The organism is Micromonospora sp. NPDC051196 (genome assembly GCF_040682415.1).
Classification (GTDB): Bacteria; Actinomycetota; Actinomycetes; order Mycobacteriales; family Micromonosporaceae; genus Micromonospora.
Genome location: NZ_JBFBAY010000010.1, coordinates 66,354 through 93,010 on the forward strand (window position 1 = coordinate 66,354; position 26,657 = coordinate 93,010).

A 26,657-nucleotide genomic window follows, 5' to 3' on the forward strand; every position below is an offset into this window, starting at 1 on the left:
CCGCGCGGTGGAGCCGACGCGCGAACGCACCGGCCTCGGCGCGGCGCCGAGCCTGGTCGGTAGCTACCCGGCGGTTTCGCGGGTGGCGAGCGCGTCGACCAGACGGCGGGTGGAACCGGCCAGGTTCCACCGCTGCGCCAGGTCGAGCAGCCGCTCCGGGTCGGCGGGCGCCACCGGCAACTCGGTGGGCAGCGGCGGCAGCGGCACGTCCAGGGCGACCCGGACCACCTTCGGCGCCACCGCGAGGTAGTCCCGGGCGGCGGCGAGCTTGGCGCGTAGTCCGGGCGCGAAGCCGGAGCCCGGGTCGTCCAGGGCGGCGAGGATGCCGGCGATGTCGCCGTACCGGTCGACCAGCCGGGCGGCGGTCTTCTCACCGACACCGGCCACCCCGGGCAGCCCGTCGCTCGGGTCGCCGCGCAGGGCGGCGAACTCGGCGTACCGGTCGGCCGGCACGCCGTAGCGGGCCCGCACCGCGGCGTCGTCGCAGTCCTCCAGTTTGGTCACGCCCCGCCCGATGTAGAGCAGCCGCACCCCGCGGGCGTCGTCGATCAACTGGAACAGGTCACGGTCGCCGGAGACCACCTCCACCGGCCCGGGCTGGGTGACCGAGAGGGTGCCGAGCACGTCGTCGGCCTCGTAGCCGGCCGCGCCGACCACGGTGATCCCCAGCGCGTCGAGCACGTCGAGGATCATCGGCACCTGCGGGGTGAGGGTGTCCGGCACGACCTCGCCGCCCTGCGGAGCCACCCGGTGCGCCTTGTACGACGGCAGCAGCGCGACCCGCCAGTCCGGTCGCCAGTCGTGGTCCATCGCGCACACCATCCGCCCCGGCCCGCGGGTACGCACCAGGTGGGCGAGCATGTCGAGCAGTCCGCGTACGGCGTTGACCGGCTGGCCGTCGGCGGTCTTCGCGGCGGACTCGGGAATGCCGAAGTACGCGCGGAAGTAGAGACTGGGCGTGTCGATGAGCATGATCGGGGTCTGCTGTGCCACGTCCGACAGCCTGGCACATCCCACCGACATTCGGTGCGCCCGGCACGATCAGGAGGATTTCGATGTCCGTACCCGCCCGGCTGACGCTGACCACGGTCAACCTGGACACTCCCGACCCGGCTGCGCTGGCCCGCTTCTACGTGCGGCTGCTCGGCTGGGAGATCGCGGACGAGCAGGCCGACGATGTCATCCTGCGCAACGCCGACGGCGGGGTGGGGCTCTCCTTCCAGCGCGAGCGGGCGTACGTCCGCCCGACCTGGCCGGCCGAGCCGGGCCGGCAGCAGATGTCGATGCACCTGGAGATCGGCGTCACGGATCTGGCCGCCGCGCTCGATCACGCGCTGGCCTGCGGCGCCACCCTGGCCGACTACCAGCCGCAGGAGGACGTCCGGGTCTGCCTGGACCCGGACGGTCACCCGTTCTGCCTCTGGCTGATCGGTTGATCGGATCCCTTGGTTCACACCCAAATGGTGTGCCGAGCGGGCGGGCCCGACGTGAGGTCGAGCCCGCCCGGTTTCGGTCCGGTTCTTGGGCCTAGCCCGCCAGCCTGTCGTCCTGGCTGCCGGCGAACAGTGGATCAGCGATGCTCATCGTGCGACGAGGCTGAATCGCTGGTTGGTGCCGCCGTGGCAGTCGTAGAGCTGGACCTGCGCTCCGTTGGCGGTGCTCCAGGCGTCCAGGCAGCGTCCGGACTGGACGCCGCTGATGGTGCCGTTGGAGTTGACGTTCCATTGCTGGTTGCCTTGGCCGTGGCAGGCGTAGATTTGGACGGCGGCGCCGTTTCCGGAGCCTGCTGCGTCGAGGCACATGTTGCCGTACACCCGTAGTTGTTTGTCTGCGGTGTAGGTCCAGGCTTGGTGGGACTGTCCGTGGCAGTCGTAGAGCTGTACCCGGGTGCCGTTGTTCTGGGAGGCGTTGGGTACGTCGATGCATCGACCCGACTGGCTACCGACGATCTGGCTGGCGGAGCCGGAGGGCGGAGGCGTGGTCGGCGGCGGAGTGGTCGGCGGAGGCGTGGTCGGGGGCGGAGTGCCGTCCGGTGCCACCGCTCGGCCGGTGCTCGGTGAGATCATGCCCGGACAGAGGTTACGGCTGCTCAGGTTTGCCATGATCTGCGGAATCGCGTTGCGGGTGTTCTGAATGCCGTCGTGCATCAGGATCACCTGGCCGGCCTGGAGACGGCTGGCGTTGGAGACGATCTGGCTGACGCTGGCGCCGTTCCAGTCCTGGGAGTCGACGTCCCAGATCACCTGGCGCAGGCCAAGCGACGCGGCGACCGACTGGAGAGTCGAGTTGGTCTCCCCGTAGGGCGGGCGGAACAACTGCGGCCGGACGCCGGTCGCCGCCTGGATCGCCGAGTTGGTCTGGGAGAGGTCCGACTGCATCTGGCTCTGGTTCATCGAGGTCATGTGCGCGTGGTTCCAACTGTGGTTGGCCACCCACATGCCCGCGTCGACCTGGGCCCGCGCGGCGGACGGGTTGCTCTGCACGGTCTGCCCGACGTTGAACATGGTCGCCCGTACGCCGTTCGCGCGAAGCACGGACAGCAGTGCGCTGGTACTGCCGGTCGGCCCGTCATCGAAGGTGATGCCGACGTACCCGTTGCAGACGGCGGCGCTGGACGGAGTGGCGGCGATCGCGAGACCGGCGGCACTCAGCGCCACGGTGGAGGCGAGCGCGGCCAACCGGACGGTGAGGCGCGATTTTCGGGGGGCGGACGGGCGGCGGGAGCCGCCGATACTTTCGTACATGCGCAGGTCCTCCTTGGGGCGGATGGCACCTGACGACGCATGGTTTTAATCGACAGGACTTGATGCCATCGCGCTCGGAGTATTGCAACGGCGTTTCGAACACGTCAATAGCTTCCGGAAGTTCTCCGGAAGTTCCGGAAAGCCGGCTAATCGGCCGCGACCGCCCAGGCTGGCACGCGTACGGCGGCGTTGGCGCGGCCCTGCACGTGGGGCTGGCTGAGCACGGTCTCTACAAGATCCGGGGCAGGCTCACAGCGTCGCGTCACCGACGGCGGCAAGATGGCGCGAGGTGCTGTAGGGATTTCTGGCCTGGTCGGTGCGACGCAGGTCAGCGCCGAGGTAGCACGCCCAGGAGGGTTGCGGTCAGGGCCAGCTTCAAGGAGTCCTTGAGATCCATCCTGAAGCGGGCCAGGTCGGGTTCGGCCTGGTAGGCCGCCTCCAGGCTGGGTGGGGGTGTGCTGTACGCCGACAGCGCGCCGGCCATGACCATGGTCTGCAGGCTGAACAGTGTCGCGTTCTCGCCCAGCTCCGGCAGGTACTTCTGGATCAGGGCGGTCATGGTTGTCAGGCGGTCCAGGGAGGCGCGCTTGTAGCGTGCTACGACCTCGACGGAGACGTTGTGTTCCAGGACGCTGCCCTGTGCGCCGAAGAGGTCGCACAGCACCACTCGGTCGGACAGTGAGCGGCTGAGGATCTCGGCCACCGCTGTCGCCCGCTCGGCCATTGGTAGATTCTCGTCGATGCCGGCGGCCAGCTCGCCTGCCAGTTCCGTCAGCCATTCCCGCAGGAAGTGGTCCAGCAGTTCCAGCAGCACCGCCTCACGGGACTCGAAGTAGCGCAGCACGTTCGGCTTCGCCAGGCCCACCCGGCGGCTGAGCTCGTTCAGGGTGACTGCGGCCACGGGCATTTCGTCGAGCATCGCCGATGCCACGTCGAGGATCGCTCGTCGGCGGATCTCCCGTTGTTCCTCGGTTCGCGCCCGCTGGAAAGTCACGATCGCCAGCCTAGCTTGCGTACCTCCGGTACGTTGACAACGTACCGAAAGTACTTTAGCGTCTTCAGGCACAAGATACCTTCGGTACGTTATGCGATGGGGGCCTGACATGGGCGAGAAGTGGACGACAACGAACATTCCGGACCAGCGCGGGCGGGTGGCCGTGGTGACCGGGGCCAACACCGGGCTGGGGTACGAGACCGCCAAGGCGCTCGCCGAGCGCGGGGCGTCCGTGGTGCTCGCCGTGCGTGACGTCGAGAAGGGGGAGCAGGCCGCGGCCCGCATGACCGGCGACGTGACCGTGCAGGCGCTGGATCTGACCTCGCTCGACTCCGTCCGGACCGCGGTGGCGGCGCTGCGGTCCCGGCTCGACCGGCTCGATCTGCTGATCAACAACGCTGGCGTGATGTACACCCCGAAGCAGACCACCCGGGACGGCTTCGAGCTGCAGTTCGGCACCAACCACCTCGGCCACTTCGCGCTCACCGGGCTGCTGCTGGACCTGATGCTGCCGGTGCCCGGCTCGCGCGTGGTGACGGTCAGCAGCACCGGCCACCGCATCCGAGCCGCGATCCACTTCGACGACCTTCAGTTCGAGCGGTCGTACGGTCGGGTCGCCGCCTATGGGCAGTCCAAGCTGGCCAATCTGATGTTCACGTACGAGCTGCAGCGCCGCCTCGCCAGGCACGGCACCACCGTCGCGGTGGCCGCGCACCCCGGCATGTCCAGCACCGAGCTCGCCCGCAACACCCCCGCAGCCCTCCGGCTTCCGCTCACCTGGCTCGCGCCGCTGATCACCCAGACGCCGGCGATGGGCGCGCTGCCGACCCTGCGCGCCGCCACCGACCCCGCCGTGCTCGGCGGCCAGTACTACGGTCCCGGCGGACGCAACGAGATCATGGGCCACCCCCGGCTGGTCACCTCCAGCCCGGAGTCGTACGAGGTGGCCGTCCAGCAACGGCTGTGGGCCGTCTCCGAAAACCTCACCGGAGTGCGGTTCCCCGCCGTCTGGTCCACGCAGAACCCGCTTTCCTCCGGAGCGGCTGGCAGTACAGCATGAGCTCATCCTCCGCAGGTGGCACGCTGTCCGCCCCGCCGCCTGCGGGCGTACGGCAGCACGAACAGGTACAGCCCGGTGAGCAGGAGCAGGGCCAGCGGGGGCAGTGGTAGGTAGAAAAGCCACTCGGCGGGTTCGGTCTGGGCGGCGGCGACGAAGGCGACGATGACGGTCCCGACGAACGTGAGGGACGTCCATCGGTGGGTCTTCCGGACAGCGTTGTTCCAGTGCACGTCGACCTCCGTGAGAAGATGAGCTGCCCGGCCCGGCGAGCTGCGTCGGGCGGGATGTCCTGGGGCAAGCTTGCTCGTGATCCGGCGGCGGTACTTCTCGATTCCTGACCGGTTGGGTGGGGCTGCGCGCTCGACGTAGAAGCGACCGTCCACAAACCCACCCTTGAACGACCGTTAAGCTGTGTGGGTGGGAATCGACGAACTTTACCCGCCGCAGCGGCTGGTCGCCGCGCAGCACGCCATCGCCGCCGCCGGACTGGACGCCCTGCTGCTGAGCCCCGGCTCCGATCTGCGCTACCTCACCGGCTACGACGCGCACGCCGGTGAGCGGCTGACCCTGCTGGTGCTGCCCGCCGAGGGTGAGCCGACGCTGATCGTGCCGACCCTGGAACGGCCGGCGGCCGAGGCGTCCCCGGCGCCGGCCACCGGCGTACGCATCGTCGACCACGCCGACGGCACCGACCCGTACCCGCTGGTCACCGCAGCGCTCGACGGGGCGGTCGACGCGGTGGGGCTGGCCGACCGGATGTGGGCCGAGCAGGTCCTCGCGCTGCGTGCGGCACTGCCCGGTGCCCGGCAACGGCTCGCCTCCGAAGTGCTGCGGGAACTGCGGATCGTCAAGTCGCCCGCCGAGATCGCCGCGCTGGCCGAGGCCGGAGCGGCCATCGACGCGGTGCACGAGCGCATGGGGGAGTGGCTGCGGCCGGGGCGTACCGAGGTCGAGGTGGCCGCCGACATCGCCGCGGCGATCCGCGCCGCCGGGCACGTCACCGTCGACTTCGTCATCGTCGCCGCCGGCCCGAACGGGGCCAGCCCGCACCACGGCACCTCCGACCGACCGATCGGCGTGGGGGAGCCGGTGGTGGTGGACATCGGCGGCACCATGCCCTCGGGCTACCGCTCCGACTGCACCCGCACCTATGTGGCCGGTGGCCGCCCACCGGCCGAGTTCGTCGACTACTACCCGGTGCTGCGCGACGCGCAGCACGCCGCGGTAACGGCGGTCCGACCGGGTGTGACCGCCGAGGCGGTCGACGCCGCCGCCCGGGAGCCGATCGCGGCCGCCGGCCACGGTGACGCCTTCCTGCACCGTACCGGCCACGGCATCGGCCTGGACGGCCACGAGGAGCCGTACGTGGTGGCCGGCAACGACCGCCCGCTGGTCGCGGGGATGGCGTTCTCCGTGGAACCGGGGATCTACCTCGCCGGTCGGCACGGCGCCCGGATCGAGGACATCGTCGTCTGCACGGCCGACGGCGTACGGCGGCTCAACACCACCACCACGGAGCTGATCGAGCTATGACCGTCGAGCGGATCCTGCCCACCGAAGAGGCACACGACCTGCTGGAGTTGGCCACCGAACTCGCCGACCGGGAACTCGCACCGAAGGTGGTCGAGTACGAACAGCGTGCCGAGTTCCCCCGGGAGGTGCTACGCACCCTGGGCCGGGCCGGCCTGCTGGGGCTGCCGTACGCCGAGGAACACGGCGGCGCCGCCCAGCCGTACGAGGTCTACCTTCAGGTGCTGGAGATCCTGGCCAGCCGCTGGCTCGCCGTCGCCGAGGCGGTCAGCGTGCACACCCTGTCCTGCTACCCGGTCGCCGCGTTCGGCACCGACGAGCAGCGCAAGTTGCTGCCGGACATGATCGGCGGTGAGTTGCTGGGCGCGTACTGCCTCTCCGAGCCGCAGGGTGGATCCGACGCTGCGGCGCTGACCACCAAGGCGGTCCGGTCCGGGGACGACTACGTCGTCACCGGCACCAAGGCGTGGATCACCCATGCCCACACGGCGGACTTCTACAACATCTTCTGCCGCACCGGCGGCGCGGGCCCGAAGGGGATCTCCTGCCTGCTCGCCGACCGGGCCACGCCGGGCATCGCACCGCAGGTCGCCGAGCGCACCATGGGGCTGCGGTCCTCGCCGGTGGCGCAACTCGTCTTCGACGACGCCCGGGTGCCGACCGGCCGGCTGATCGGCGGCGAGGGCAACGGCTTCACCATCGCCATGGCGGCGCTGGACTCCGGCCGGCTCGGTATCGCCGCCTGCGCGGTGGGGCTGGCCCAGGCGGCGTTGGACTACGCGGTCGACTACGCCCGCCAGCGCCAGCAGTTCGGCCGTTCGATCATCGACTTCCAGGGCCTCGGGTTCACCCTGGCCGACCTGGCCACCCAGATCTCCGCGGCCCGGGCGTTGACGTTGGCCGCGGCGCGGCTACGGGACGCCGGCCGGCCGTACTCGATCGAGGCGGCCAAGGCGAAGCTGTTCGCCACCGACGTGGCGATGCGGGTGACCACCGACGCGGTGCAGGTGCTCGGCGGCGCCGGCTACGTGGCCGACCACCCGGTGGAGCGTTACTTCCGGGAGGCCAAGGTGTTGCAGATCGTCGAGGGCACCAATCAGATCCAGCGAATGGTGATTTCCCGGGCGCTGGCGAAGGGCTGAACGTCGCATGTCGGGCGCTTTCCGGGTAGGTTGCACGCCGTGGAGGAGATCGATCGGGCCATCGTGGCGGCACTGACCGTCGACGGTCGGCTGTCGTACACGGACCTCGCGGAGCGGGTTGGCCTGTCGGTCTCGGCGGTGCACCAGCGGGTACGCCGGCTGGAGCAGCGTGGTGTCATCAAGGGCTACGCGGCGCGGGTGTCCTTCGAGTCGCTCGACCTGCCGCTGACCGCCTTCGTGGCGATCCGGCCCTTCGATCCCTCGCAGCCCGACGACGCGCCGGAACGGCTCGCCCATCTGCCGGAGATCGACTCGTGCTATTCGGTGGCGGGTGAGGACTTCTACCTGCTGTTGGTGCGGGTGGCCGGTCCGGCGGACCTGGAACGGGTGCTCCAGGAGATCAGGACCTCGGCAAACGTCACCACCCGGACGACGGTGGTGCTCTCCACGCCGTACGAGCACCGCCCGCCGAAGACCGCGCAGCAGCCGAACCAGCATCGGCTGCGTGGTGTCGCCGCCGAGTCGTCCGGCCCGTAGCCGGGTCCGTTGCGCGGCGCGTGAGTCGCCTGACCAGGCGGGTCGGGAGCGGCGCGAATCCAAGCTGAGGCGTTTGTGTGAAATAGGACGAGATGATCAAGAACATCCGACCCCGGTGCGGTGAACTTCGGGGATACGGAGCTAGGATCCATCCCTGATTCTGCGGAAGTGAGACCCGATCGTGAGCGGCGCGAGCCGGCGCGCGGTGTTCCCTGGTGGTGCCGCGGCACCGGGTCAATCGGTATGTCGTCAAGGGGAGGATGAGATGTTCCGACCGCTATGGTCGCGATTCAGCCACACAGGGTCCGGAGTCCGGTCGTGACCCGCATCCTCGTCCGCGCCGGCAAGCACCCGGCGACAGTGCTGTCCCACGAGCAGAGTCTGGCCACTTCGCGGCTTGGTGTGTTCGGGTCGAACTCCGGCAACATGCTCTTCTACAGCGCGGTCTTCCGGGCGCTGAGCGTGCCCGACGCCGAACTGGTCGCCAACTCGTACGTGCACGAACGTCCGGTTCACCTGGGCCGGTACATCGAGCGGACGAACGAGGAGTTCGACCGGTTCGTACTGCCGATGGCGAATTCCTACCGGGACTCGTTCCTGCCGCACCTGGAACGGCTCGCCAAGGTCGTGGAGAAGCTGACCATTCCCGTCACGGTGGTCGGCATCGGCGCCCAGCTGCCGTACGGCACCCAGTTCGACTCCCTCCCCGACGAGTACAAGCGGATCGTCACCCGGTTCACCCGGGCCGTGTTGGACCGCTCCGCCTCGATCGGGGTACGCGGTGAGTACACCGCCCGGATGCTGAAGTACCTCGGCTTCGGTGACGAGCACGTGCGGGTCATCGGCTGCCCGTCGATGTTCGGCAACGGACCGCTCGGGCCGCTGGTGCGCAAGGTCGGGCACCTGCGCTACGACAGCCCGCTGGCCATCTCGTACACCCCGAAGGTCAAGGGGGTGGACCGGCTGGTTGAGGCGAACACCGACCGCTACCCGAACAGCGTCATCGTGCCGCAGCAGCATCACCGTCTCGCCCTGATGCTCTGGGGGGAGAACCCGGCCAAGGTCGGCAACAAGCGGATGCCGATCCACACCGAGCATCCGCTGTACGAGAACGACCGGATGCGCTTCTTCGTGGACGCCTCGACCTGGGTCGAATTCATGGCCGAGCAGCACTTCGCCTTCGGTACCCGCATCCACGGCAACGTCGCCGCCGTACTGGCCGGGACGCCGGCGGTCGTGTTGGCGCACGACTCGCGCACGGTCGAGCTCGCCGAGTACCACGGCATCCCGTACCGCCTCTACGCCGACCTGCCGCCGGACGTCGACGCGCAGCGGCTCTACGAGGAGGCCGACTTCGACGGCTTCGCGTCGCGTCAGGTGCCGACCTTCGAGACCTACCTGCGGTTCCTTGAGCACAACGGCCTTGAGCACGTGTTCCAGCCGGGCAAGGAGAACCCCGCCTACGACAAGGCGCTCGCCTCCGCCAAGTTCCCCGGTCCGGTGCACACGCTGATGGCCTCGGACACCGTCGGGCGCCGACAGGTCATGTCGCGCCTGCGCTGGCTGCGGCAGGGCCACGATGGTGACCTGGCGCGACCTGCCTACGACTTCGAACCTCCCTTCCGCGAGCCCCGCGGATACAAGTCACTCGAGGAGCGGGTAACCCAGTTGGAGAAGGAACTCAAGGCTCAGCAGACCTTCCTGGCGAGCTGGCGCGGCCGGGTCAGCCGGGTACTGCGGATGAACGGCACGTCGACGGGCGTTCGGCGGTGACCGCCAAGTCCGGGCTACGGGGGTGGCTGGCGGGCCGACTACCCACCCTGACGGCCGAGGTGGCGGCATTGGTCGCCCTGCTGCTGGCGGCGGTGGCGGACTCGCCGCTGTGGGCGCTGGCCCCGGCGCTGGTCGCGGTCGGCCTGATCGGTTACACGTGGCGCACCGCGCTGCGCGGCGGCCCGGCCGCCTCCGGCTCGACGATGGTGGCCCGACTGCTCCTGTTGGCCTGCGCCTACCTGCTCGGCGTGGTGCACTCCGGTCTGGACATCATCCTGGCCCTGGGGGTCGGCGTCGCGGCCCTGGCCGTCCTCGCCGAGCCCGCGGTGACGGCCACCTCCCGGTCGGTCTACCCGGTGTCGGCCAACCTGCGCGGCAGCGGTCTGCGCCCCAACCTGCGGCCCAACACCAGCCGCGCCGTGCTGGTCAACGGTGTCGCGGTGCTGGTCGCGCTCGGCTGCGCGTTCGTCGGCACCGTCGAGGTGATCTCGCTGGTGGTGTCGGCCGCCGCGCTCGCCCTGGTCGCGTTCACCGGCTGGCAGGCGGTGACCCGGGTACGGGCCCGGCACGCCAGCGAGACGAGGTTGAACGCCGCGCTGGCCGCCTATGAACCGGTCTTCCTGCTGCACTGGGACGCACCGGCCGGTACCGCGTACCAGGTCGGGATGTGGCTGCCCTACCTGGAACGGCTCGGCAAGAAGTTCTTCGTGCTGGTGCGTTCCGAGGCCAACTTCAACGAGGTGCTGCGCCTGACCACGGCGCCGGTGGTGCTGCGGTCGGGGTTGACCCAGATCGACGACGTGGTCGTCCCGTCGCTGCGGGCGGCCTTCTACGTCAACACCGCCACGAAGAACAACCACCTCGTGCGGTACACGAACCTGACGCACATCCAGCTCAACCACGGTGACAGCGACAAGGTGCCGAGCCACAACCCGGTCTTCCGGATGTACGACAAGAACTTCGTCGCCGGCCAGGCCGCGGTCGACCGGTTCGCGGCCAACGGCGTGAGCATGCCGGCGGAGATGTTCAGCATCGTCGGGCGCCCGCAGGTGGAGAACGTCGCCATCGCGGCTGCCCCGATCGCCTCGTTGACCGCGCCTCGGGTCCTGTACGCCCCGACCTGGGCTGGCTTCTACGCCGATTCGAACTACTCGTCGCTGCTGGTGGGCTACGACATCGTCAAGGCGTTGGTCTCGCGGGGATGCAGCATCGTGTTCCGGCCGCACCCGTACACGATGCGCTCGACGGCGTTGACGCACGAGTCGGAGCGGATCAAGGCGCTGCTCGCCGAGGACCGTCGGTCCAGTGGCCGCAAGCACGTGTTCGGCGCCGAGGCCGAGACGAAGATGTCGGTGGTGGACTGTTTCAACGCCTCGGACGCGATGGTGTCGGACGTGTCCAGTGTGGTCGCTGACTACCTCTACTCGGAGAAGCCGTTCGCCATGGTCGCGGTCTCGACCCCGGCCGACCGGTTCACCGACGCCTTCCCGCTGGCCCGGGCGTCATATGTGATCGACGCGCACGCCGGGCGGGTGGAGAACCTGGACCAGGTGCTGGACGACCTGCTCGGCAGCGACCCGCTCGCGGCCACCCGGCACGATCTGAAGAAGTACTACCTCGGGGACATTCCGGCCGAGGGGTACGCACAGCACTTCCTGGACGAGGCGAATCGTCACCTCTGATCCGGCCGGCGACTGGCTCCGGCATTCGGCGTGGTATGCGCGCTGGATGCCGGAGCCAGTCGCCGTTGTGGTCAGTGACGGGTCGATCCAGGGCGGCACGTTCCAGGTCAGTGTCGGGCCGTGGTGGCGACCACCGTTTCGGTCAGCGGTGCGGCGGGCGGGTTGTTCCAGTGGAGGATGACCCGCCGCCCGTGTTCGTGGCCGAGCAGGCTGAGGGTGGCGGTGTCCAACCGCAGCAGTCCGCCGGCTGACGGTGGCAGGCCGATCCACCGGGCGCCCAGCACGCGCAGCGAGTGGGCGTGCCCGACGAGGGCGACGGGACCCTGGTCGAGGAGGGGTTGCAAGCCGGCCAGCAGACGGTCGACGCGTTCGCCTACCTCGCTGGGGGATTCCCCGCCTGGGCAGCCGTCGGTCCAGACGTTCCAGTTCGGCTGGTCGTGGTGGATCTCGGCGGTGGTTCGCCCCTCGTATTCGCCGTAGTTCCATTCCGCCAGGCCCTCGTCGGTGTCGGTGATGGTCAGGCCGGCCAGTCGGGCGGTGTGTGTCGCCCGTTGCCGAGGGCTGGTGAGCACCGCGACGAATCGTCGGCCGGCCAGGACGGGGCCGAGGGAGCGGGCCTGTCGCTCGCCGTCGTCGGTCAGCGCCAGGTCGGTGTACGAGGTGTGCCGGCGACTGGTGCTCCAGGTGGTTGCGCCGTGTCGGATGAGCGTGATCTGTCCCATCGGCCCAGTCAACCAGTCGTCGTCCCCGACCGATCACCTAGCATCCTAGGATGCCTTACGCGATGTGCTGACCGACACAGGGTTTTCACCGACGGCGCCCGGGGACACCAACGATGCGGGGCTCACCCGTCCCGGCCGAGCAGAGGAGGCGAGATGAGCTTCATCGACAAGGCGAAGAACAAGGTCGAAGAGATGAGCGGCACCGCCAAGGAGCGCATCGGCGACATGGCCGACAACGAGCGCATGCGTGCCGAGGGCGCCGGCAAGCAGGCCGAGGCTCGCGCGCGGCAGGCGGGCGAGGACATGAAGGGCAAGGCGAAGAACGCCTTCGACCGGTGACGAACGATGCTAGGGGCCCCCGGAGTTGTCCGGGGGCCCCTAGCGGTACGTGTCGTCGGGCGTCAGTCGTCGCGGTGGGTCCGCCACCACTGCTGACCGGCCTCGGGCAGCGTGTCGATCGGGTCGTAGTAGGCGTACCGCTTGCTCAACGCCGCCAGATCGGCGGACTCGATGGAGGTGCGGTAGTTCTTGGTCCAGTACGAGATGCCGCGCTCACGGTCGTACTCGGTGACCATGTGCACCCAGCGCTTGCCGACGAACGGCACGTCGCAGACGATCCGGGGGGTGGCGTAGCCGGGCAGGTAGCCCATGATGTCGTGCTGGAGCTGCTGGGCGTGCCAGACCGGGACCCGCCAGTGTTCGGCGTTGGGGATCATGTCGCACATGTAGAAGTAGTAGGGCAGGATGCCGGTTTCGCCCTGTAGGCCGAAGCACAGGTCGAGCAGGTCCTTGCTGGTGGCGTTGACGCCGCGCATGAGGACGCCCTGGTTGCGCACGTCGCGTACGCCGACGTCGAGGGCGGTCTGGGCGGCCTTGGCGACCAGTGGGGTCAGCGACTGGGCGTGGTTGACGTGGGTGTGGATAGCCAGGTTGACCCCGCGTCGGGCGGCGGTGCGGGCGACGCGTTCCAGACCCTCGACGACGTCGGGCTGAAGCCAGTGCTGGGGCAGACCCATGAGGGCCTTGGTGGCGAGTCGGATGTCGCGGATGGTCTGGATCTCCAGCAGGCGCATCAGGTAGGACTCGAGGTTGCGCCAGGGCACGTTGGCCACGTCGCCGCCGGAGACGACCACGTCGCGTACGCCGGGGTGGGCTTTGAGGTAGCTGATGTGGGCGTCGTAGCGGTCGACGGGTTTGAGGCTGAGTTTGAGCTTGTCGACGGCGGGGGTGGAGTTGCCGACCAGGTCCATGCGGGTGCAGTGGCCGCAGTACTGGGGGCAGGTGGCGAGCAGTTCGGCGAGGACTTTGGTGGGGTAGCGGTGGGTGAGGCCTTCGGCGACCCACATGTCGTGTTCGTGCAGGGAGTCGCGGCTGGCGTACGGGTGTGACGGCCAGTCGGTGCGTCGGTCGGAGGCGACCGGGATCATGTAGCGCCGGATGGGGTCGGCGAGCAGTGTCTCGGTGGTCGGCGGTGCGTACGGCACCATGGTGTTGATCATCTGTGGCGGCACCAGCATGGACATGGTGGCCATGGCGCGTTGGTCGGCTTCCAGGTCGGCGTAGAAGCTTTCGTCGACGGTGTCGCCGAGTACGGTGCGCAGCTGTTTGACGTTCTTGACGCAGTTGACGCGTTGCCATTGGGCGTTTTCCCACTGGTCGCGGGTGACGTGGCGCCAGCCGGGGAAGCGGGTCCAGTCGGGTTCGACGAGTGGGGTGCGGCGGTATTCGTAGGGCTGGCCGGTGGTGTCGGTGGGGGCCGGCTGGGGTGCCGGGGTGCTCTGCACCGGCGGGTGGGTCTGGGTCACGGCCCCTCCTAGTGGTTGTGGTCGATCGAAGTAACGAAGGGTACTGGAAAATATCCGGTCTAGAAATTATTCTGCCGTAAGTTTTCCCGCCTCGCGAGCCTCGGTCCGGGGTTCAGGCGGTCGGACAGGGGAGGTCGGCGTGACGTCACCGGTGGGTATGCACCGCGTCGTGGAACCGGCGGGGGTGCTGCCGCAGGCTGCCTGGCGGCTGGACCCGCGGCCGGAGATCGCGGCGAACGAGGTGCGCATCCGGGTGGAGCGGCTGAACCTGGACGCGGCGAGTTTCCGCCAGCTGTTCGGCAAGCACGGCGGTGACGGTGATGCGGTCCGCGCCGAGGTGCTGGAGATCATCTCGACTCGGGGGAAGATGCAGAATCCGGTCACCGGGTCGGGTGGCATGTTGATCGGCACGGTCGAGGAGGCCGGTCGGCGTTCGCCCTTGGGCCTCAAGGCGGGGGAGCGGGTGGCCACGTTGGTGTCGTTGACGTTGACTCCGCTGGTGGTGACCGATGGGTTGGCCCGCTGGGACGGTCTCAGCGAGCAGGTGCCGTGTGACGGGTGGGCGATCCTGTTCGCCCGGTCGATCGCGGCGGTGCTGCCGGAGGATCTGGATCCGCAGTTGTCACTGGCGGTGTTGGACGTGTGTGGTGCGCCGGCGTTGACGGCGCGGGTGGTGTCGCGGTATGTGGCCGAGCGGGCGGGGGATGCCCGGCCGGTGACGGTGGCGGTGATCGGTGGTGCGGGCAAGAGTGGCTCGCTGTCGCTGGCCGCCGCGCGGCAGGCGGGGGCGGGCCGTACGGTCGGGGTGGTGCCGGTGTCGGCGGAGCGTGACGCGCTGGTGGCGGCGGGGCTGTGCGATGCGGTGGTGGTGGCCGATGCCCGGGATCCGGTGGCGTTGTCCACGGCGGTGACGTCCGCGCTGGAGGTGCCGGCGGATGTGACGGTGGTCTGCGTGGATGTGCCGGGTTGCGAGCACGGGGCGGTGCTGGCGACGACGGACGGCGGCACGGTGATCTTTTTCTCGATGGCGACGAGTTTCTCGGCGGCGGCGTTGGGGGCCGAGGGCCTGGCGGCGGATGTGACGATGCTGGTCGGTAACGGGTATGTGCCGGGGCACGCGGAGTTGGCGTTGGGGTTGCTGCGCAGTGAGCCGGGGGTGCGTGGGCTCTTCGAGGCGCGGTTGGCGGCAGACTGAGGCCATGACGAACAACCCCTCGGTGAGCAGTCCCTCGACGTTGTATCGCGGCGGTGTGCTGCATTGTCCGGCGGATCCGTCCGCTACCGCGCTGTTGGTACGGGATGGGCGGATTGCCTGGTTGGGTGCTGATGCGGATGCGCCGGGCGCGGACCGGGTGGTGGAGTTGGCCGGGGCGCTGGTGACGCCGGCGTTCGTGGATGCGCACGTGCATGTCAGTGACACCGGGTTGGCGTTGTCGGGGCTGGATCTGTCCGGGGTGCGGTCGGCCGGTGAGTTGTTGGACGCGGTGGCGGTGTTCGCGGCGGGGTTGCCGGCCGATGCGGTGGTGTTGGGGCACGGTTGGGACGAGTCGACGTGGGCGGTGCCGCAGCCGCCTTCGGCGGTGGAGTTGGGGCGGGCGGCCGGTGGGCGGCGGGTGTATTTGTCGCAGGCGTCGATTCATTCGGCGTTGGTGTCGTCGGCGTTGTTGGCGGCGTGTCCGCAGGCTGCGGCGGTGTCCGGGTACGACGGTTCGGGTTGGTTGCGGTTGGACGCGCATCATGTGGTGCGGGCGGTGGCGCGGGCTTCGGTGACGCGGGCGCAGCGGGTGGCGGCGCAGCGGGTGGCGCTGGAGCATGCGGCGTCGTTGGGGATCGCGGCGGTGCACGAGTGTGGTGGGCCGGAGATCTCCGACGAGGAGGATTTCACCGGGCTGTTGTCGATCTCGGGTGCGGGGGTGCCGGAGGTGTACGGGTACTGGGGTGAGTTGGGTGGTGCGGCGCGGGCTCGTCAGTTGGGTGCGGTGGGCGCGGGTGGTGATCTGTTCGCGGACGGTGCGTTGGGGTCGCGTACGGCGTATCTGTCGCGGGAGTACGTCGACGGTGACGGGTGCGGGCACGGTTATCTGAGCGCGGAGCAGGTGCGTGATCACCTGTTGGACTGTGCGGCGCACGGGATGCAGGGCGGGTTCCATGCGATCGGGGATGCGGCGATCTCGACGGTGCTGGAGGGGTTCGCCGGGGCGGCGCGGCGGCTGGGTACGGATCGGGTGCGTGCGGCGCGGCATCGGGTGGAGCATGCGGAGGTGATGGATCGGCGGTTGATCGCCGGGTTCGTGGAGTACGGGGTGGTGGCGTCGGTGCAGCCGGCGTTCGACCGGTTGTGGGGTGGTGCGGGGCGGATGTATGAGGCGCGGTTGGGGTTGGAGCGGTCGTTGGCGTCGAATCCGCTGGGGGCGATGCATGGGGTGGGGGTGGCGTTGGCGTTCGGTTCGGATTCGCCGGTGACGCCGTTGGATCCGTGGGGTTCGGTGCGGGCGGCGGCGGCGCATCACAGTCCGGTGCAGCGGATGAGTGTTCGGGCGGCGTTCGCGGCGCATACCCGGGGTGGGTGGCGGGCGGTGCATCTGGACAGTGAGGGGGTGTTGGCGTTGGGTGCGCCGGCGACGTTTGCGGTGTGGTCGACGCCGGCGGGGGTGGAGCGGGGTCTGCCGGTGTTGCAGGCCGAGGATCCGGAGTTGCGGGGTGCGCAGGATCCGACGCCGTTGCCGGTGTGTCGGGCGACGGTGTTGCGCGGTGACGTGATCTATCGGCGGGAAGGGATTTCGTGACAGGCAAGCTTGATCTGGATCCGGTGCTGGTGGCGCGGGCGCGGGAGTTGGCGCGTCGGGCGGGGCGGCCGGTGGTGGAGTTGGCGCGTAGCCATACCACGGTGTCGGTGGAGCGTGCGGTGTTGCGGCTGGCGGGGGTTGCCGGTGCCGATCCGGATGGTATTCCGTGGGTGAATCGGCTGGTGGATGCCGTGGTGGCGGATGTGGGGTTGGGGCATGGGGTGGCGGTGCCGGTGTTCGATGCGCTGGCGCGTGAGCAGATCACCGATGTGACGTTGTTGGCGCAGAAGGCGGCGGCGGGTTCGGTGCGGTTCGAGTTGCCGTCGGGGCGGGCGGCGACGGCGGCGCGGCGGGCGGCGCGTAGGGCGGTCGGGGCGGGGGTTCGGCAGATCGATCGGCGGCGGGCCGAGCGGGAGCGGCTGGTGCGGCGGTTCGGGGATCCGGTGCGGCGGCCGTGGATCTATCTGATCGTGGCGACGGGGGACATCTACGAGGACATTCCGCAGGCGCAGGCGGCGGCGCGGGCCGGGGCGGATGTGATCGCGGTGATCCGGTCGACGGGGCAGTCGTTGTTGGACTATGTGCCGGAGGGGGCGACGCGGGAGGGTTTCGCGGGTACGTACGCGACGCAGGAGAATTTCCGGTTGATGCGGGCGGCGTTGGATGTGTCGTCGAAGGAGTTGGGTCGGTATGTGCGGCTGACGAACTACGCGTCGGGGTTGTGCATGCCGGAGATGGCGACGCTCGCGGGTCTTGAGCGGTTGGACATGATGCTCAACGACTCGATGTACGGGATTTTGTTCCGGGACATCAATCCGATTCGGACGTTTGTGGATCAGCGGTTCTCGCGGCAGGTGCACGCGCGGGCGGGGATCATCATCAACACCGGTGAGGACAATTATCTGACCACCGCTGATGCGGTGGACGAGGCGCACACGGTGACGGTGTCGCAGTTGTTGAACGAGTACTTCGCGCATGAGGCGGGGTTGGCGGACTGGCAGTTGGGGTTGGGGCACGCGTTCGAGATCAACCCGGATGTGCCGGAGTCGTTGCGGTTGGAGTTGGCGCATGCGTTGTTGGCGCGGGAGTTGTTTCCGGATGCGCCGTTGAAGTGGATGCCGCCGACGAAGCACATGACCGGTGACGTGTTCCGGGGCAATCTGCTCGACGGGTTCTTCAATCTGGTCGGCACGATGACGGGGCAGGGCATTCTGCTGGTCGGGATGATGACCGAGGCGGTGGTGACGCCGTGGTTGTCGGATCGGGACATCGCGTTGCAGAACGTGCGGTATGTGCTGGGCGCGGCGGGCGGGTTGCACGAGGATTTCGTGCCGGCGCCGGGTGGGTTCATCCAGCAGCGGGCGCACCGGGTGCTCGGTGAGGCGGTGGATCTGCTGGAGCGGATCGGGGATCAGTCGTTGCTGACGGCGATCGCGGAGGGCACGTTCGGGATCATGAAGCGGCCGGCGGACCGTGGGAAGGGCCTGGACGGGGTGGCCCGGCACGAGGCGGACTACTACAACCCGGCCACGGAGATTCTGGAGCAGCCGTCATGAGCGAAGGCACCGAGCGGAGCGAGGGCCGTGAGGGCATGCCCAGCCGGCACAGCATGAGCGAGAAGATGGTGGTGCGGCCGTACGGGGACACCACTGGTGACGGCATGGTGCAGGTGTCGTTCACGTTGCCGGTGCCGCATGACAAGCGGGCCGAGGGTGCGGCGGTCCAGTTGGCCAACAAGATGGGCATTGATCCGGCGCTTCTGGTGCACGCGAAGCCGGTGGGTGAGGGGTTCACCTTCTTCGTGGTGTACGGGCGGGTGAACCATCTGGTGGACCTGGTGAAGGTGCAGGTGGTGGAGCGGGATTTTCCGCTGCTGAGCGCCAAGGAGGTCAACGCGGTGGTGAAGCGGCGGTTGCGGCGCAAGTTGTCGGTGGTGGGGGCGTGTATCGGTACGGACGCGCACACGGTGGGCATCGACGCGATTCTGAATGTGAAGGGCATCGCGGGGGAGAAGGGGTTGGAGTACTACCGGGAGTTGAAGGTTACCAATCTTGGTGCGCAGGTGAGTGTGCCGGAGTTGGTGGAGGCGGCTCGGGCCGAGCGGGCGGATGCGGTGTTGGTGTCGCAGGTGGTGACGCAGCGGGATGCGCATCTGCACAACACGCGGGAGATGTCGGCGGCGTTCCGGGAGGCGTTGCCGGCTGGTCGGCGGCCGTTGCTGATCGTCGGTGGGCCGCGGTTCGACGAGTCGATGACCGCCGAGTTGGGTGTGGATCGGATCTTCGGTCGGGGGACGACGCCAGGTGAGGTGGCCAGTTACCTGGTCCACGCGTTGATCACGAACAAGAGGGTGCAGTGATGACTGATTCGCGGGTCGGGTTGACGGTGACGCATCGGCGGTATGTGCCGTATTCGCATGCCCACTATGCCGGTGATCTGGTCGACGGGGCGTACGCGTTGGGGTTGTTCGGTGACGTGGCCACGGAGGTGTGTATCCGTACCGACGGGGATGAGGGTTTGTTCGCGTCCTATTCGGATGTGCAGTTCCGGGCGCCGATGCGGGCCGGTGACGTGTTGGAGGTGGTGGCGACGGTGACGCGGGTGGGTACCCGTAGCCGCACCCTTGATTTCGAGGCGCGGGTGGTGTGTCGGGGGCGGCCGGATCGTGGTGGGTCGGCGGCGGAGGTGTTGGCCGATCCGGTGGTGGCGGTGACGGCGACCGGCACGGTGGTCGTTCCGCCGGTGGCGTGAGGGTCGCGGTCTGCGCCGACGTCGGGTCGACGTTCACCAAGGTGGTGGTGGTCGACCTCGACGGAGGTGGCCTGGTGGCGTCGGCGTCGGTGCGCACGTCGGTGGACACGGATGTGTTGCACGGTCTGGATGCGGCGGTCGGGGTGGCGCTGACCGGCCTGGGGTCGCGGGACGTGCCGTGGTTCGTGTGCTCGTCGGCGGGGGGTGGGCTGCGGCTGGCGGTGGTGGGTTACGAGCCGCTGGTGACCGCGCAGGCGGGTCGGCGGGTCGGGTTGTCGGCGGGCGCGGACGTGGTGCATGTGGCCGCCGGGCGGCTCGGTCGGGTCGAGTTGACGGCGTTGCGGGCAGCCCGCCCGGATGTGGTGCTGCTCGTCGGTGGCACCGACGGCGGGGATGCCGAGACGTTGACGCACAACGCGACCCGGTTGGCGCGGGCCCGGTTCCGGGTGCCGGTGGTGCTGGCCGGCAACGTCGATGTCCGCGACGAGTTGCACGCTGTGTTGGCGCAGGCTGGGGTGCCGGTGACGGTGGCCGACAATGTGCTGCCCCGCATCGGGGTGTTGGCGCCGTTGTCGGCGCGGGAGGCGATCCGGCAGGTGTTCCTGCGGCATGTCATCGGTGGTAAACGGCTGTCGCGGGGGCGCCGGTTCGCCGGGTTGGTGCGGGCGGCTACTCCGGATGCGGTGCTGACCGGGGTGGAGGCGTTGGCCGAGGTGGCCGGTGGTGATCTGGCGGTGGTCGATGTGGGTGGGGCCACCACGGACGTGTATTCGGTGTTGACGCCGGACGAGCGGGCCAGCGGGCCGGGTCGGGAGGTGGCTGGTTCGTTGTGGCGGGCCCGGACGGTCGAGGGTGATCTGGGGATGCGGTGGAGTGCGCCGGGGGTGGTGCGGGCCGCGGTCGAGGAACGGCTGGTGGGGCAGGACGAGCGGGCCGGGTTGGTGGGGGAGGCGGCACGGCGGGCCGCCGATCCGGGGTTTCTTCCCGGCGACGCTGCGGGGCGGGCGGTGGATGCGCGGATCGCGGCGTTGGCGGCGACGGTGGCGTTGCGCCGACATGCCCGTGGGGTGGGCACCGGGGAGCGGTCGGGGCGGGATCTGCGGGATGTGCGGCTGCTGGTCGGGTCGGGTGGGGTGCTGCGGCACGCCCGGGACAACGACGCGACCGGTGTGCTGGATGCGGTGTTGTCCGATCACGCCGGTGGGTGGGCGTTGCCGCGGGCGGCGCGGCCGGTGGTGGACGTCGACTACGTGTTGGCTGCGGCGGGGTTGCTGGTGGGAGAGCATCCGGTGGCGGTGCGGGGGTTGCTGCGGCCGCTGCTGGGTTGACGCTGGTGCCGTGCGGCTGGTGCGACACGCCGAGGTGCGGCGACGACTCGTCGGTGGCGGGGTTGACAAGTGCGGGGGTGGGCCACGTACCGTCTTTGAGTCCTACCACGGGAAGCGGCTGTTGTTCGCTTCGTCCCTTCGTCCGCTGGCCGAGCGAGATGTTGTCGCGGCGGCCAGGTCCAGCGGGCGGGGGTCGGCGGGGCGGCGCGAACCGGCCGCGGTTACCGGTGTACGGGCAGGGTGTGGTGCACGGCCAGTAGACAACGGCCCGGCGGGGGCAGCCAGTTGCCGTCCGGTCGGTCCGAAGGTCGGCGTACCGCATTCTCGCCCCACCGGTCGGGAAGGGGCCTGGGAGCATCGGGGCGCGGCGTACGCCGCGCCCCGATTTGGTTTTCGTTCAATCGGTGGTGGGGCGGGCCCGTACGTGCAGACGTTCGCCCTGCGGGCCGAACAGGGTGAGCACCTCGGCGGGTTCGGGGTCGGGGTTGCTGATGCAGTGTGGTGTCCGGGTGTCGAACTCGGCCACCTCGCCCGGTTCGAGGATCAGGTCGTGTTCGCCGAGCCGTAGGCGTAGCCGGCCGGAGAGCACGTAGAGCCATTCGTAGCCTTCGTGGGACTGTGGTTGCGCATCGGTGGGGCTGTGCGGGGGCAGGATCTGTTTGAAGGCCTGCAGTCCGCCGGGTCGGCGGGTCAGCGGCAGGAATGTGACGCCGTGGCGGACGATCGGGCGGGGGCGTACCCGGGGGTCGCCGACGGCGGGCGCACCGACCAGCTCGTCCAGCGGCACCTGGTGGGCGCGGGCCAGGGGCAGCAGCAGTTCCAGGGTGGGGCGGCGTTGTCCGGATTCGAGCCGGGACAGGGTGCTCACCGAGATGCCGGTGGTGTCGGCGAGTTCGCTCAGCGTGGTGCCGCGGTTCTTGCGCAGGGCCCGCAGTCGTGCGCCCACCGCGGCCAGCACCACCGCCTCGTCGTTTGCCATAACGGCAACAATACTTGTCATCCTGTGCGGTTGGGTGGACGGTGGGACGCGGAACAGGACGAGGGAGTGGACATGGACGACAGGTACGACGTGGTGGTGGTCGGCGGCGGGGCCGCCGGGTTGGCCGGGGCGCTGACGCTGGCCCGGGCGCGCCGCTCGGTGCTGGTGGTGGACGCCGGTGAGCCGCGTAACGCCCCGGCCGCCGGGGTGCACAACTACCCCGGGCGGGAGGGGATGCCGCCGGCGGAGTTGGCGGCGATCAGCCGCGACGAGGTGACCGGCTACGGCGGGCAGCTCCTGACCGGGCGGGTCGCCGGCGTCGACCGTGACGGCGACGAGTTCGTGGTGACCGTCGACGGTGGGCGTCCGGTACGGGCACGGCGGCTGCTGGTCACCACCGGCCTGGTCGACGAGTTGCCGCCGCTGCCCGGATTGGCCCAGCGGTGGGGGCGCGACGTGCTGCACTGCCCGTACTGCCACGGGTGGGAGGCGGCCGACAAACGCATCGCGGTGTTGGCCACCGGGCCGTTGGCCGCCCACCAGGCACGGCTGTGGCGGCAGTGGAGTTCCGACCTGCTGCTCCTGCTGCACCACGAGCCTGCACCCGACGCCGAGGAGACCGAGCGGCTGGCGGCTCTGGGGGTGGCGGTGGTGCCGGGCCCGGTGGCCGGGCTGATAGTGGATGCCGACCGGCTGACCGGGGTGCGCCTGGCTTCGGGGGAGGAAATCGAGTGCGACGTGCTGGTGGCGGGCCCGCGGATGACCGCCCGCGCGGAGCTGCTGTCGTCGTTGGGGTTGACGGCGGAGCCGGTGGAGATGTTCGGGCACGTGCTCGGTGAGCAGGTGCCGGCCGGGCCGTCGGGTGCCACCGCGGTGCCGGGGGTGTGGGTGGCCGGCAACGTCGCCGACCTGTCCGCGAAGGTGATCCGGGCGGCCGGGGCCGGGATCACGGCCGCGGCGGCGATCAACGCGGACCTGGTCGAGGAGGACACCCGGCAGGCGGTGGCGCGGCATCGACGGCAGCGGGAGGAGGCGTTCACCGAGGCCGGGTGGGAGCAGCGCTACCAGGAACGGCCGGCGGTGTGGAGTGGCCGACCCAACCCGCAACTGGTGGCCGAGGCAGCGGAGTTGACGCCGGGGCGGGCCCTGGACGTGGGCTGCGGTGAGGGAGCCGACGCGGTGTGGTTGGCCGAACGGGGCTGGCGGGTCACCGGGGTGGACATCTCGAAGACCGCTCTGCGGCGGGCCGCGCAGCACGCCCGCGACGCCGGTGGGCAGGTCGCCGAACGGATCGAGTGGGTGCACACCGACCTGCTGCGCGGCGAGTGGGACGAGGGCGGCTACGACCTGGTGTCGGCGCAGTTCATGCATCTGCCGCCGCAGCCACGGCGTGAGCTGTATGCGCGGCTGGCCGCCGCGGTGGGCGCGGGTGGGTGGCTGCTGATCGTCGGGCATCACCCGCGGGACCTGCGTTCCACGGCACATCGCCTGCACTACCCGGAGATGATGTTCACCGCCGAGCAGATCGCCGCCGACCTGGACCCCGACCAGTTCGAGGTGGTGGTGGCGCAGGCCCGCCCCCGTACGGCGGTGGATCCGCAGGGACGCGACATCGTCGTGCACGACGCGGTGTTGCTGGCCCGCCGCCGGTGAGTGCGCCGCCGACGGGGGTGGTACGGGCCGGGCGTCGGTGCGGGTAGCCTTCGGCGCGTGACCGCGCCCGACTCGCCCGTGACGACCGTGGACCACGTCGCCGCGGCCACCCCGCCACCCCGCCTGCGGCCGGTACGCCTGCCGGCGGCGTTGGCCATGGCGGTGGCCGCGGGGCTGGCGCTGCTGCTGGCCTTCCCGCCGTACGGGTGGTGGCCGTTGGCGCCGGTGGGCGTGGCGCTGCTGGCCGCGGCGACGCACCGGCGGCGGCTGCGGGCCGGCGCCGGTCTGGGGTTGGTGACCGGTCTGACCCTGTTCGCGCCGTTGCTGGCGTGGACGAACCTGCACACCGGCTATCTGCCGTGGGTGTTGTTGTCGGTGTTGCAGGCCTGCTACCTGGCGTTGTTGGGTCTGGCGACGGCGTGGGTGTCGCCGCTGGCCGACCGGTTCCCGGTGGCGTGGCCGGCGTTGACCGGTGTGCTGTGGGTGGGGCAGGAGGCGCTGCGCGACCGCACCCCGTTCGGCGGGTTCCCGTGGGGGCGGCTGGCGTTCGGTCAGGACGGCTCGCCGCTGCTGCGCCTGGCGGCCCTCGGCGGTGCCCCGTTGGTGACCTTCGCGGTGGCGCTGACCGGTGGGCTGCTCGTCGCGGCGCTCTGGTGGCTGGCCCGGGCCCGGCGTCAGCCCCCGCAGCCCCGCTGGTGGGCTCCGGCCGCCGGGGCGGGCGCGGCCGTGGTGGTGCTGCTCACCGGTGCGCTGCTGGTGCCGCTGAACACGTCCGGTTCCGGCCCGACTGTCACCGTCGCCATCGTGCAGGGCAACGTGCCACGCCTGGGGCTGGACTTCAACGCCCAACGGCAGGCGGTGCTCGACAACCACGTCGACGCCACCATCGCGCTGGCCGGTGAGGTCGCCGCCGGCCAGCGGGAACAGCCCGACCTGGTGGTGTGGCCGGAGAACTCCAGCGACATCGACCCGCTGCGCAACCCGGCCGCCGGTGCCCGGATCTCGGCCGCCGCGGACGCCATCGGCGTACCGATCCTGGTCGGGGCGGTGCTGTCCGGGCCGGAGCAGGGACAGGTGCGCAACGCGGGACTGCTGTGGCATCCGGGTAGCGGACCGGACCTGGAGCAGCTGTACATCAAACGTCATCCGGTGCCGTTCGCCGAGTACGTGCCGCTGCGCGACATCGCCCGGATGGTGAGCAAACAGGTCGATCGGGTACGCGCCGACTTCGTCGCCGGCACGCAGCCGGGGGTGGTGCGTACCCCGGCGGCGGTGCTCGGTGACGTGATCTGCTTCGAGGTCGCCTACGACGGGTTGGTCCGGGACACGGTGACCGGTGGGGCGCAACTGCTGGTGGTGCAGACCAACAACGCCACCTTCGACGTCGCCGAGGCCCGCCAGCAACTGGCCATGGTGCGGCTGCGGGCCGTCGAACACGGCCGGCCGGCGTTGATGGCCTCCACGGTCGGGGTGTCCGGGTTCGTCACCCCCGACGGGCGGGTAAGCGATGCGACCGGGTTCAACACCCGCGCGGTCGTGGTACGGCAGTTGACGTTGACCGAGGGGCGCACGCTGGCCACCCGGATCGGGGTGCTGCCGGAGGTGCTGCTGGCCGGGTTGTGCGTGGCCGCGCTGGCCGGCGCGGTCGTGCTACGGCGCCGGCCAGGCTGAAACCCGCCGGCCCGGTGAGATGGGCCGGTACGAGGGAGGCAGCGGTGGTGAGCGAGACGCACAGCGGTGCGACGGTGCCGGGCGTGGGCCGGGTACTGGTGGTCATCCCCACCTACAACGAGGCCGACAACGTCTCGACGATCGTGGGCCGGGTCCGGCAGGCCGCCCCGCAGGTGGAGGTGCTCGTCGCCGACGACAACAGTCCCGACGGCACCGGCGCCATCGCCGAGGACCTGGCCCGCAGCGACGGGCGGGTGCACGTGCTGCACCGGGAAGGCAAGCAGGGTCTCGGTGCGGCGTACCTGGCCGGGTTCGGGTGGGCGCGGCGGCGGGGCTTCGACGCGGTGGTGGAGATGGACGCCGACGGCTCCCACGACCCGCGGGATCTGCCGGCGTTGCTGGCTGCCGCCGTGGACGCCGACGTGGTGATCGGCTCGCGGTGGACGGGGGGTGCCCGGGTGGTCAACTGGCCGCTGCGGCGGCTGCTGCTGTCGCGTTTCGGCAACCTGTACGCGCGGCTGGCGTTGGGTATGCCGGTGGCCGACGCCACCGGCGGTTACCGGGTCTACCGGTCGAGCCTGCTGGACCTGCTGGACCTGGATTCGGTGTGCTCGCAGGGCTACTCGTTCCAGGTGGAGCTGTGCCGGTTGGCGCATCGGGCCGGGGCCCGGATCGTGGAGGTGCCGATCACGTTCGCGGAGCGGGAACGGGGTGCCAGCAAGATGAGTCCGCTGATCGTGGCCGAGGCGTTGTGGCGGATCACCGGCTGGGCGGTGGACGACCGGCGTACGGCGATGCGCCGTGGGTGGCGTGCGGTGACCGTGGGGCAGGACCGGTGGCCGTGAGCCGGGTCGTGTCATGCTGGAGGTACGCAGACGGCTGCGCCGCACCGGCCAGCCGCGTACGATGACACGCCATGCGGCGGATGGGGTGATATGCGCCGATCACTGCGGTTCGTACCGTTGGCCTTGCTGGGTTCCGTGGCTGCGGAGCTGGCCGTGTTCGTGCTGGTGGGCCGGGCGATCGGCTTCGGCGCGGCGACCCTGATGGTGTTCGCGGCCTCTTTGCTCGGCATGGTGCTGCTGCGGCGGGAGGGCATCCGCGCCTGGCGGGGGTTCCGGGCCGCCGCGCAGTCCGGTCGGCCTCCGGGTCGGCAGGTGACCGACGGGTTGGTGGGTCTGCTCGGCGCGCTGCTGTTGGCGACCCCGGGCCTGCTCAGCAGCCTGGTGGGGTTGGTGTTGCTGCTGCCGCCGGTGCGTGGGCTGGCCCGCAGTGGGGTGCAGCGGGGCGCCGAGCGTCGGGTGTCGTCGATGACCGCCGGTGACCTGTTCGGGCCGCGTCGGGTGCGGGTGTACCGGGGTGCGCCGCAGCCGGACGAGGCGACCCGACCGGAGACCGCCGGTCCCGCCGCGCCGCGCCCGCCGGCCACGCCGGTGGTCGACAACGGTCAGGCCATCGAAGGTGAGATCGTCGAACCACGCTGACGAAGGCACAGCCGGA

General features: G+C 70.2%; 25 protein-coding genes. 18 read left to right on the plus strand and 7 right to left on the minus strand.

Going from position 1 to position 26,657, the window contains the following annotated elements; genetic code table 11:
* Positions 1-63: 63 nt before the first annotated feature.
* The gene (locus AB0M35_RS19730) at positions 64-1,023 is read right to left on the minus strand and encodes a 5'-3' exonuclease (RefSeq protein WP_363747000.1); all 960 of its coding nucleotides are present in this window, start codon (positions 1,021-1,023) and stop codon (positions 64-66) included.
* Positions 1,024-1,055: 32 nt separating this feature from the next.
* On the opposite strand from AB0M35_RS19730, the gene AB0M35_RS19735 reads away from it, so the two are divergent.
* Positions 1,056-1,436: a VOC family protein gene (locus AB0M35_RS19735; protein WP_363747001.1), complete on the plus strand. Its 381-nt coding sequence runs from the start codon at positions 1,056-1,058 to the stop codon at positions 1,434-1,436.
* A 144-nt stretch (positions 1,437-1,580) separates the two neighbouring features.
* Here the strand turns inward: AB0M35_RS19735 and AB0M35_RS19740 are convergent, their stop codons facing one another.
* A complete protein-coding gene (locus tag AB0M35_RS19740; RefSeq protein ID WP_363747002.1) occupies positions 1,581-2,744 on the minus strand; it encodes a polysaccharide deacetylase family protein in 1,164 nt (387 codons plus the stop codon).
* A gap of 328 nt (positions 2,745-3,072) precedes the next feature.
* The gene (locus tag AB0M35_RS19745) at positions 3,073-3,738 is read right to left on the minus strand and encodes a TetR/AcrR family transcriptional regulator (protein WP_363747003.1); all 666 of its coding nucleotides are present in this window, start codon (positions 3,736-3,738) and stop codon (positions 3,073-3,075) included.
* Positions 3,739-3,847: 109 nt separating this feature from the next.
* On the opposite strand from AB0M35_RS19745, the gene AB0M35_RS19750 reads away from it, so the two are divergent.
* On the plus strand, positions 3,848-4,798 hold the full coding sequence (locus AB0M35_RS19750; RefSeq protein WP_363747004.1) for an SDR family NAD(P)-dependent oxidoreductase: 951 nt from the start codon (positions 3,848-3,850) through the stop codon (positions 4,796-4,798).
* A 2-nt stretch (positions 4,799-4,800) separates the two neighbouring features.
* On the opposite strand, the gene AB0M35_RS19755 is transcribed toward AB0M35_RS19750, so the two are convergent.
* Positions 4,801-5,028 carry a hypothetical protein gene (locus AB0M35_RS19755; protein WP_363747005.1) on the minus strand — a complete coding sequence of 76 codons (228 nt, stop codon included), beginning with the start codon at positions 5,026-5,028 and terminating at the stop codon, positions 4,801-4,803.
* Between the two features lie 181 nt (positions 5,029-5,209).
* Here AB0M35_RS19755 and AB0M35_RS19760 point away from each other — a divergent pair, with 181 nt between their 5' ends.
* The 5 genes from AB0M35_RS19760 to AB0M35_RS19780 all read left to right on the plus strand — a co-directional run bounded on the left by AB0M35_RS19760 (position 5,210) and on the right by AB0M35_RS19780 (position 11,462).
* Positions 5,210-6,331 carry a Xaa-Pro peptidase family protein gene (locus AB0M35_RS19760; protein WP_363747006.1) on the plus strand — a complete coding sequence of 374 codons (1,122 nt, stop codon included), beginning with the start codon at positions 5,210-5,212 and terminating at the stop codon, positions 6,329-6,331.
* Positions 6,328-7,470, plus strand: coding sequence for an acyl-CoA dehydrogenase family protein (locus AB0M35_RS19765; protein ID WP_363747007.1), 1,143 nt, complete (start codon positions 6,328-6,330; stop codon positions 7,468-7,470). The genes AB0M35_RS19760 and AB0M35_RS19765 overlap by 4 nt, the downstream gene beginning before the upstream one ends.
* A 39-nt stretch (positions 7,471-7,509) precedes the next feature.
* A complete protein-coding gene (locus tag AB0M35_RS19770) occupies positions 7,510-8,007 on the plus strand; it encodes an Lrp/AsnC family transcriptional regulator (protein WP_363747008.1) in 498 nt (165 codons plus the stop codon).
* A gap of 318 nt (positions 8,008-8,325) precedes the next feature.
* Positions 8,326-9,780, plus strand: coding sequence for a polysaccharide pyruvyl transferase family protein (locus tag AB0M35_RS19775; RefSeq protein ID WP_363747009.1), 1,455 nt, complete (start codon positions 8,326-8,328; stop codon positions 9,778-9,780).
* Complete coding sequence (locus tag AB0M35_RS19780; protein ID WP_363747010.1) at positions 9,777-11,462, plus strand: CDP-glycerol glycerophosphotransferase family protein; 1,686 nt, start codon at positions 9,777-9,779, stop codon at positions 11,460-11,462. The genes AB0M35_RS19775 and AB0M35_RS19780 overlap by 4 nt, the downstream gene beginning before the upstream one ends.
* A gap of 107 nt (positions 11,463-11,569) precedes the next feature.
* Here AB0M35_RS19780 and AB0M35_RS19785 read toward each other — a convergent pair whose 3' ends face one another.
* Complete coding sequence (locus AB0M35_RS19785; RefSeq protein ID WP_363747011.1) at positions 11,570-12,184, minus strand: histidine phosphatase family protein; 615 nt, start codon at positions 12,182-12,184, stop codon at positions 11,570-11,572.
* 153 nt (positions 12,185-12,337) lie between these two features.
* On the opposite strand from AB0M35_RS19785, the gene AB0M35_RS19790 reads away from it, so the two are divergent.
* Positions 12,338-12,523 (plus strand): CsbD family protein, encoded by a 186-nt coding sequence (locus AB0M35_RS19790; protein WP_363747012.1) that lies wholly within the window; start codon positions 12,338-12,340, stop codon positions 12,521-12,523.
* 62 nt (positions 12,524-12,585) lie between these two features.
* On the opposite strand, the gene AB0M35_RS19795 is transcribed toward AB0M35_RS19790, so the two are convergent.
* A complete protein-coding gene (locus tag AB0M35_RS19795; RefSeq protein ID WP_363747013.1) occupies positions 12,586-13,989 on the minus strand; it encodes a lysine 2,3-aminomutase in 1,404 nt (467 codons plus the stop codon).
* 157 nt (positions 13,990-14,146) lie between these two features.
* Between AB0M35_RS19795 and AB0M35_RS19800 the strand changes: the two genes are divergently transcribed.
* From AB0M35_RS19800 to AB0M35_RS19825, 6 genes are read left to right on the plus strand one after another with little or no spacing between them, the layout of a single operon-like run.
* Positions 14,147-15,184, plus strand: coding sequence for a zinc-binding alcohol dehydrogenase (locus AB0M35_RS19800; RefSeq protein WP_363747184.1), 1,038 nt, complete (start codon positions 14,147-14,149; stop codon positions 15,182-15,184).
* A 22-nt stretch (positions 15,185-15,206) separates the two neighbouring features.
* Positions 15,207-16,775 (plus strand): amidohydrolase family protein, encoded by a 1,569-nt coding sequence (locus tag AB0M35_RS19805; protein ID WP_363747185.1) that lies wholly within the window; start codon positions 15,207-15,209, stop codon positions 16,773-16,775.
* Positions 16,772-18,331, plus strand: a complete 1,560-nt coding sequence (locus tag AB0M35_RS19810; protein ID WP_363747014.1) for a lysine 5,6-aminomutase subunit alpha — start codon at positions 16,772-16,774, stop codon at positions 18,329-18,331. Before AB0M35_RS19805 ends, AB0M35_RS19810 begins: the two co-directional genes overlap by 4 nt.
* 53 nt (positions 18,332-18,384) lie before the next feature.
* Positions 18,385-19,134 (plus strand): OAM dimerization domain-containing protein, encoded by a 750-nt coding sequence (locus tag AB0M35_RS19815; RefSeq protein ID WP_363747186.1) that lies wholly within the window; start codon positions 18,385-18,387, stop codon positions 19,132-19,134.
* Positions 19,134-19,526 carry a hotdog domain-containing protein gene (locus AB0M35_RS19820; RefSeq protein ID WP_363747015.1) on the plus strand — a complete coding sequence of 131 codons (393 nt, stop codon included), beginning with the start codon at positions 19,134-19,136 and terminating at the stop codon, positions 19,524-19,526. Before AB0M35_RS19815 ends, AB0M35_RS19820 begins: the two co-directional genes overlap by 1 nt.
* Entirely contained in the window at positions 19,523-20,854 is a 1,332-nt protein-coding gene (locus tag AB0M35_RS19825) for a glutamate mutase L (protein WP_363747016.1), read from the plus strand. The genes AB0M35_RS19820 and AB0M35_RS19825 overlap by 4 nt, the downstream gene beginning before the upstream one ends.
* Before the next feature lie 397 nt (positions 20,855-21,251).
* On the opposite strand, the gene AB0M35_RS19830 is transcribed toward AB0M35_RS19825, so the two are convergent.
* Positions 21,252-21,833 carry an XRE family transcriptional regulator gene (locus AB0M35_RS19830; RefSeq protein ID WP_363747017.1) on the minus strand — a complete coding sequence of 194 codons (582 nt, stop codon included), beginning with the start codon at positions 21,831-21,833 and terminating at the stop codon, positions 21,252-21,254.
* 72 nt (positions 21,834-21,905) lie between these two features.
* On the opposite strand from AB0M35_RS19830, the gene AB0M35_RS19835 reads away from it, so the two are divergent.
* The 4 genes from AB0M35_RS19835 to AB0M35_RS19850 all read left to right on the plus strand — a co-directional run bounded on the left by AB0M35_RS19835 (position 21,906) and on the right by AB0M35_RS19850 (position 26,641).
* Positions 21,906-23,486, plus strand: a complete 1,581-nt coding sequence (locus AB0M35_RS19835) for an FAD-dependent oxidoreductase (protein WP_363747018.1) — start codon at positions 21,906-21,908, stop codon at positions 23,484-23,486.
* A gap of 78 nt (positions 23,487-23,564) precedes the next feature.
* A complete protein-coding gene (lnt, locus tag AB0M35_RS19840; protein WP_363747187.1) occupies positions 23,565-25,157 on the plus strand; it encodes an apolipoprotein N-acyltransferase in 1,593 nt (530 codons plus the stop codon).
* Positions 25,158-25,204: 47 nt separating this feature from the next.
* Complete coding sequence (locus AB0M35_RS19845) at positions 25,205-26,002, plus strand: polyprenol monophosphomannose synthase (protein WP_363747019.1); 798 nt, start codon at positions 25,205-25,207, stop codon at positions 26,000-26,002.
* 90 nt (positions 26,003-26,092) lie between these two features.
* Positions 26,093-26,641, plus strand: a complete 549-nt coding sequence (locus AB0M35_RS19850; protein ID WP_363747020.1) for an FxsA family protein — start codon at positions 26,093-26,095, stop codon at positions 26,639-26,641.
* The last annotated feature ends 16 nt before the right edge of the window (positions 26,642-26,657 follow it).

Coding starts and splice junctions, on each gene's coding strand:
- AB0M35_RS19730 (WP_363747000.1), bottom strand. CDS start 1,023: ATGTCGGTGGGATGTGCCAGGCTGTCGGACGTGGCACAGCAGACCCCG.
- AB0M35_RS19735 (WP_363747001.1), top strand. CDS start 1,056: ATGTCCGTACCCGCCCGGCTGACGCTGACCACGGTCAACCTGGACACT.
- AB0M35_RS19740 (WP_363747002.1), bottom strand. CDS start 2,744: ATGTACGAAAGTATCGGCGGCTCCCGCCGCCCGTCCGCCCCCCGAAAA.
- AB0M35_RS19750 (WP_363747004.1), top strand. CDS start 3,848: ATGGGCGAGAAGTGGACGACAACGAACATTCCGGACCAGCGCGGGCGG.
- AB0M35_RS19765 (WP_363747007.1), top strand. CDS start 6,328: ATGACCGTCGAGCGGATCCTGCCCACCGAAGAGGCACACGACCTGCTG.
- AB0M35_RS19785 (WP_363747011.1), bottom strand. CDS start 12,184: ATGGGACAGATCACGCTCATCCGACACGGCGCAACCACCTGGAGCACC.
- AB0M35_RS19790 (WP_363747012.1), top strand. CDS start 12,338: ATGAGCTTCATCGACAAGGCGAAGAACAAGGTCGAAGAGATGAGCGGC.
- AB0M35_RS19800 (WP_363747184.1), top strand. CDS start 14,147: ATGCACCGCGTCGTGGAACCGGCGGGGGTGCTGCCGCAGGCTGCCTGG.
- AB0M35_RS19815 (WP_363747186.1), top strand. CDS start 18,385: ATGAGCGAGAAGATGGTGGTGCGGCCGTACGGGGACACCACTGGTGAC.
- AB0M35_RS19820 (WP_363747015.1), top strand. CDS start 19,134: ATGACTGATTCGCGGGTCGGGTTGACGGTGACGCATCGGCGGTATGTG.
- AB0M35_RS19830 (WP_363747017.1), bottom strand. CDS start 21,833: ATGGCAAACGACGAGGCGGTGGTGCTGGCCGCGGTGGGCGCACGACTG.
- AB0M35_RS19835 (WP_363747018.1), top strand. CDS start 21,906: ATGGACGACAGGTACGACGTGGTGGTGGTCGGCGGCGGGGCCGCCGGG.
- AB0M35_RS19850 (WP_363747020.1), top strand. CDS start 26,093: ATGCGCCGATCACTGCGGTTCGTACCGTTGGCCTTGCTGGGTTCCGTG.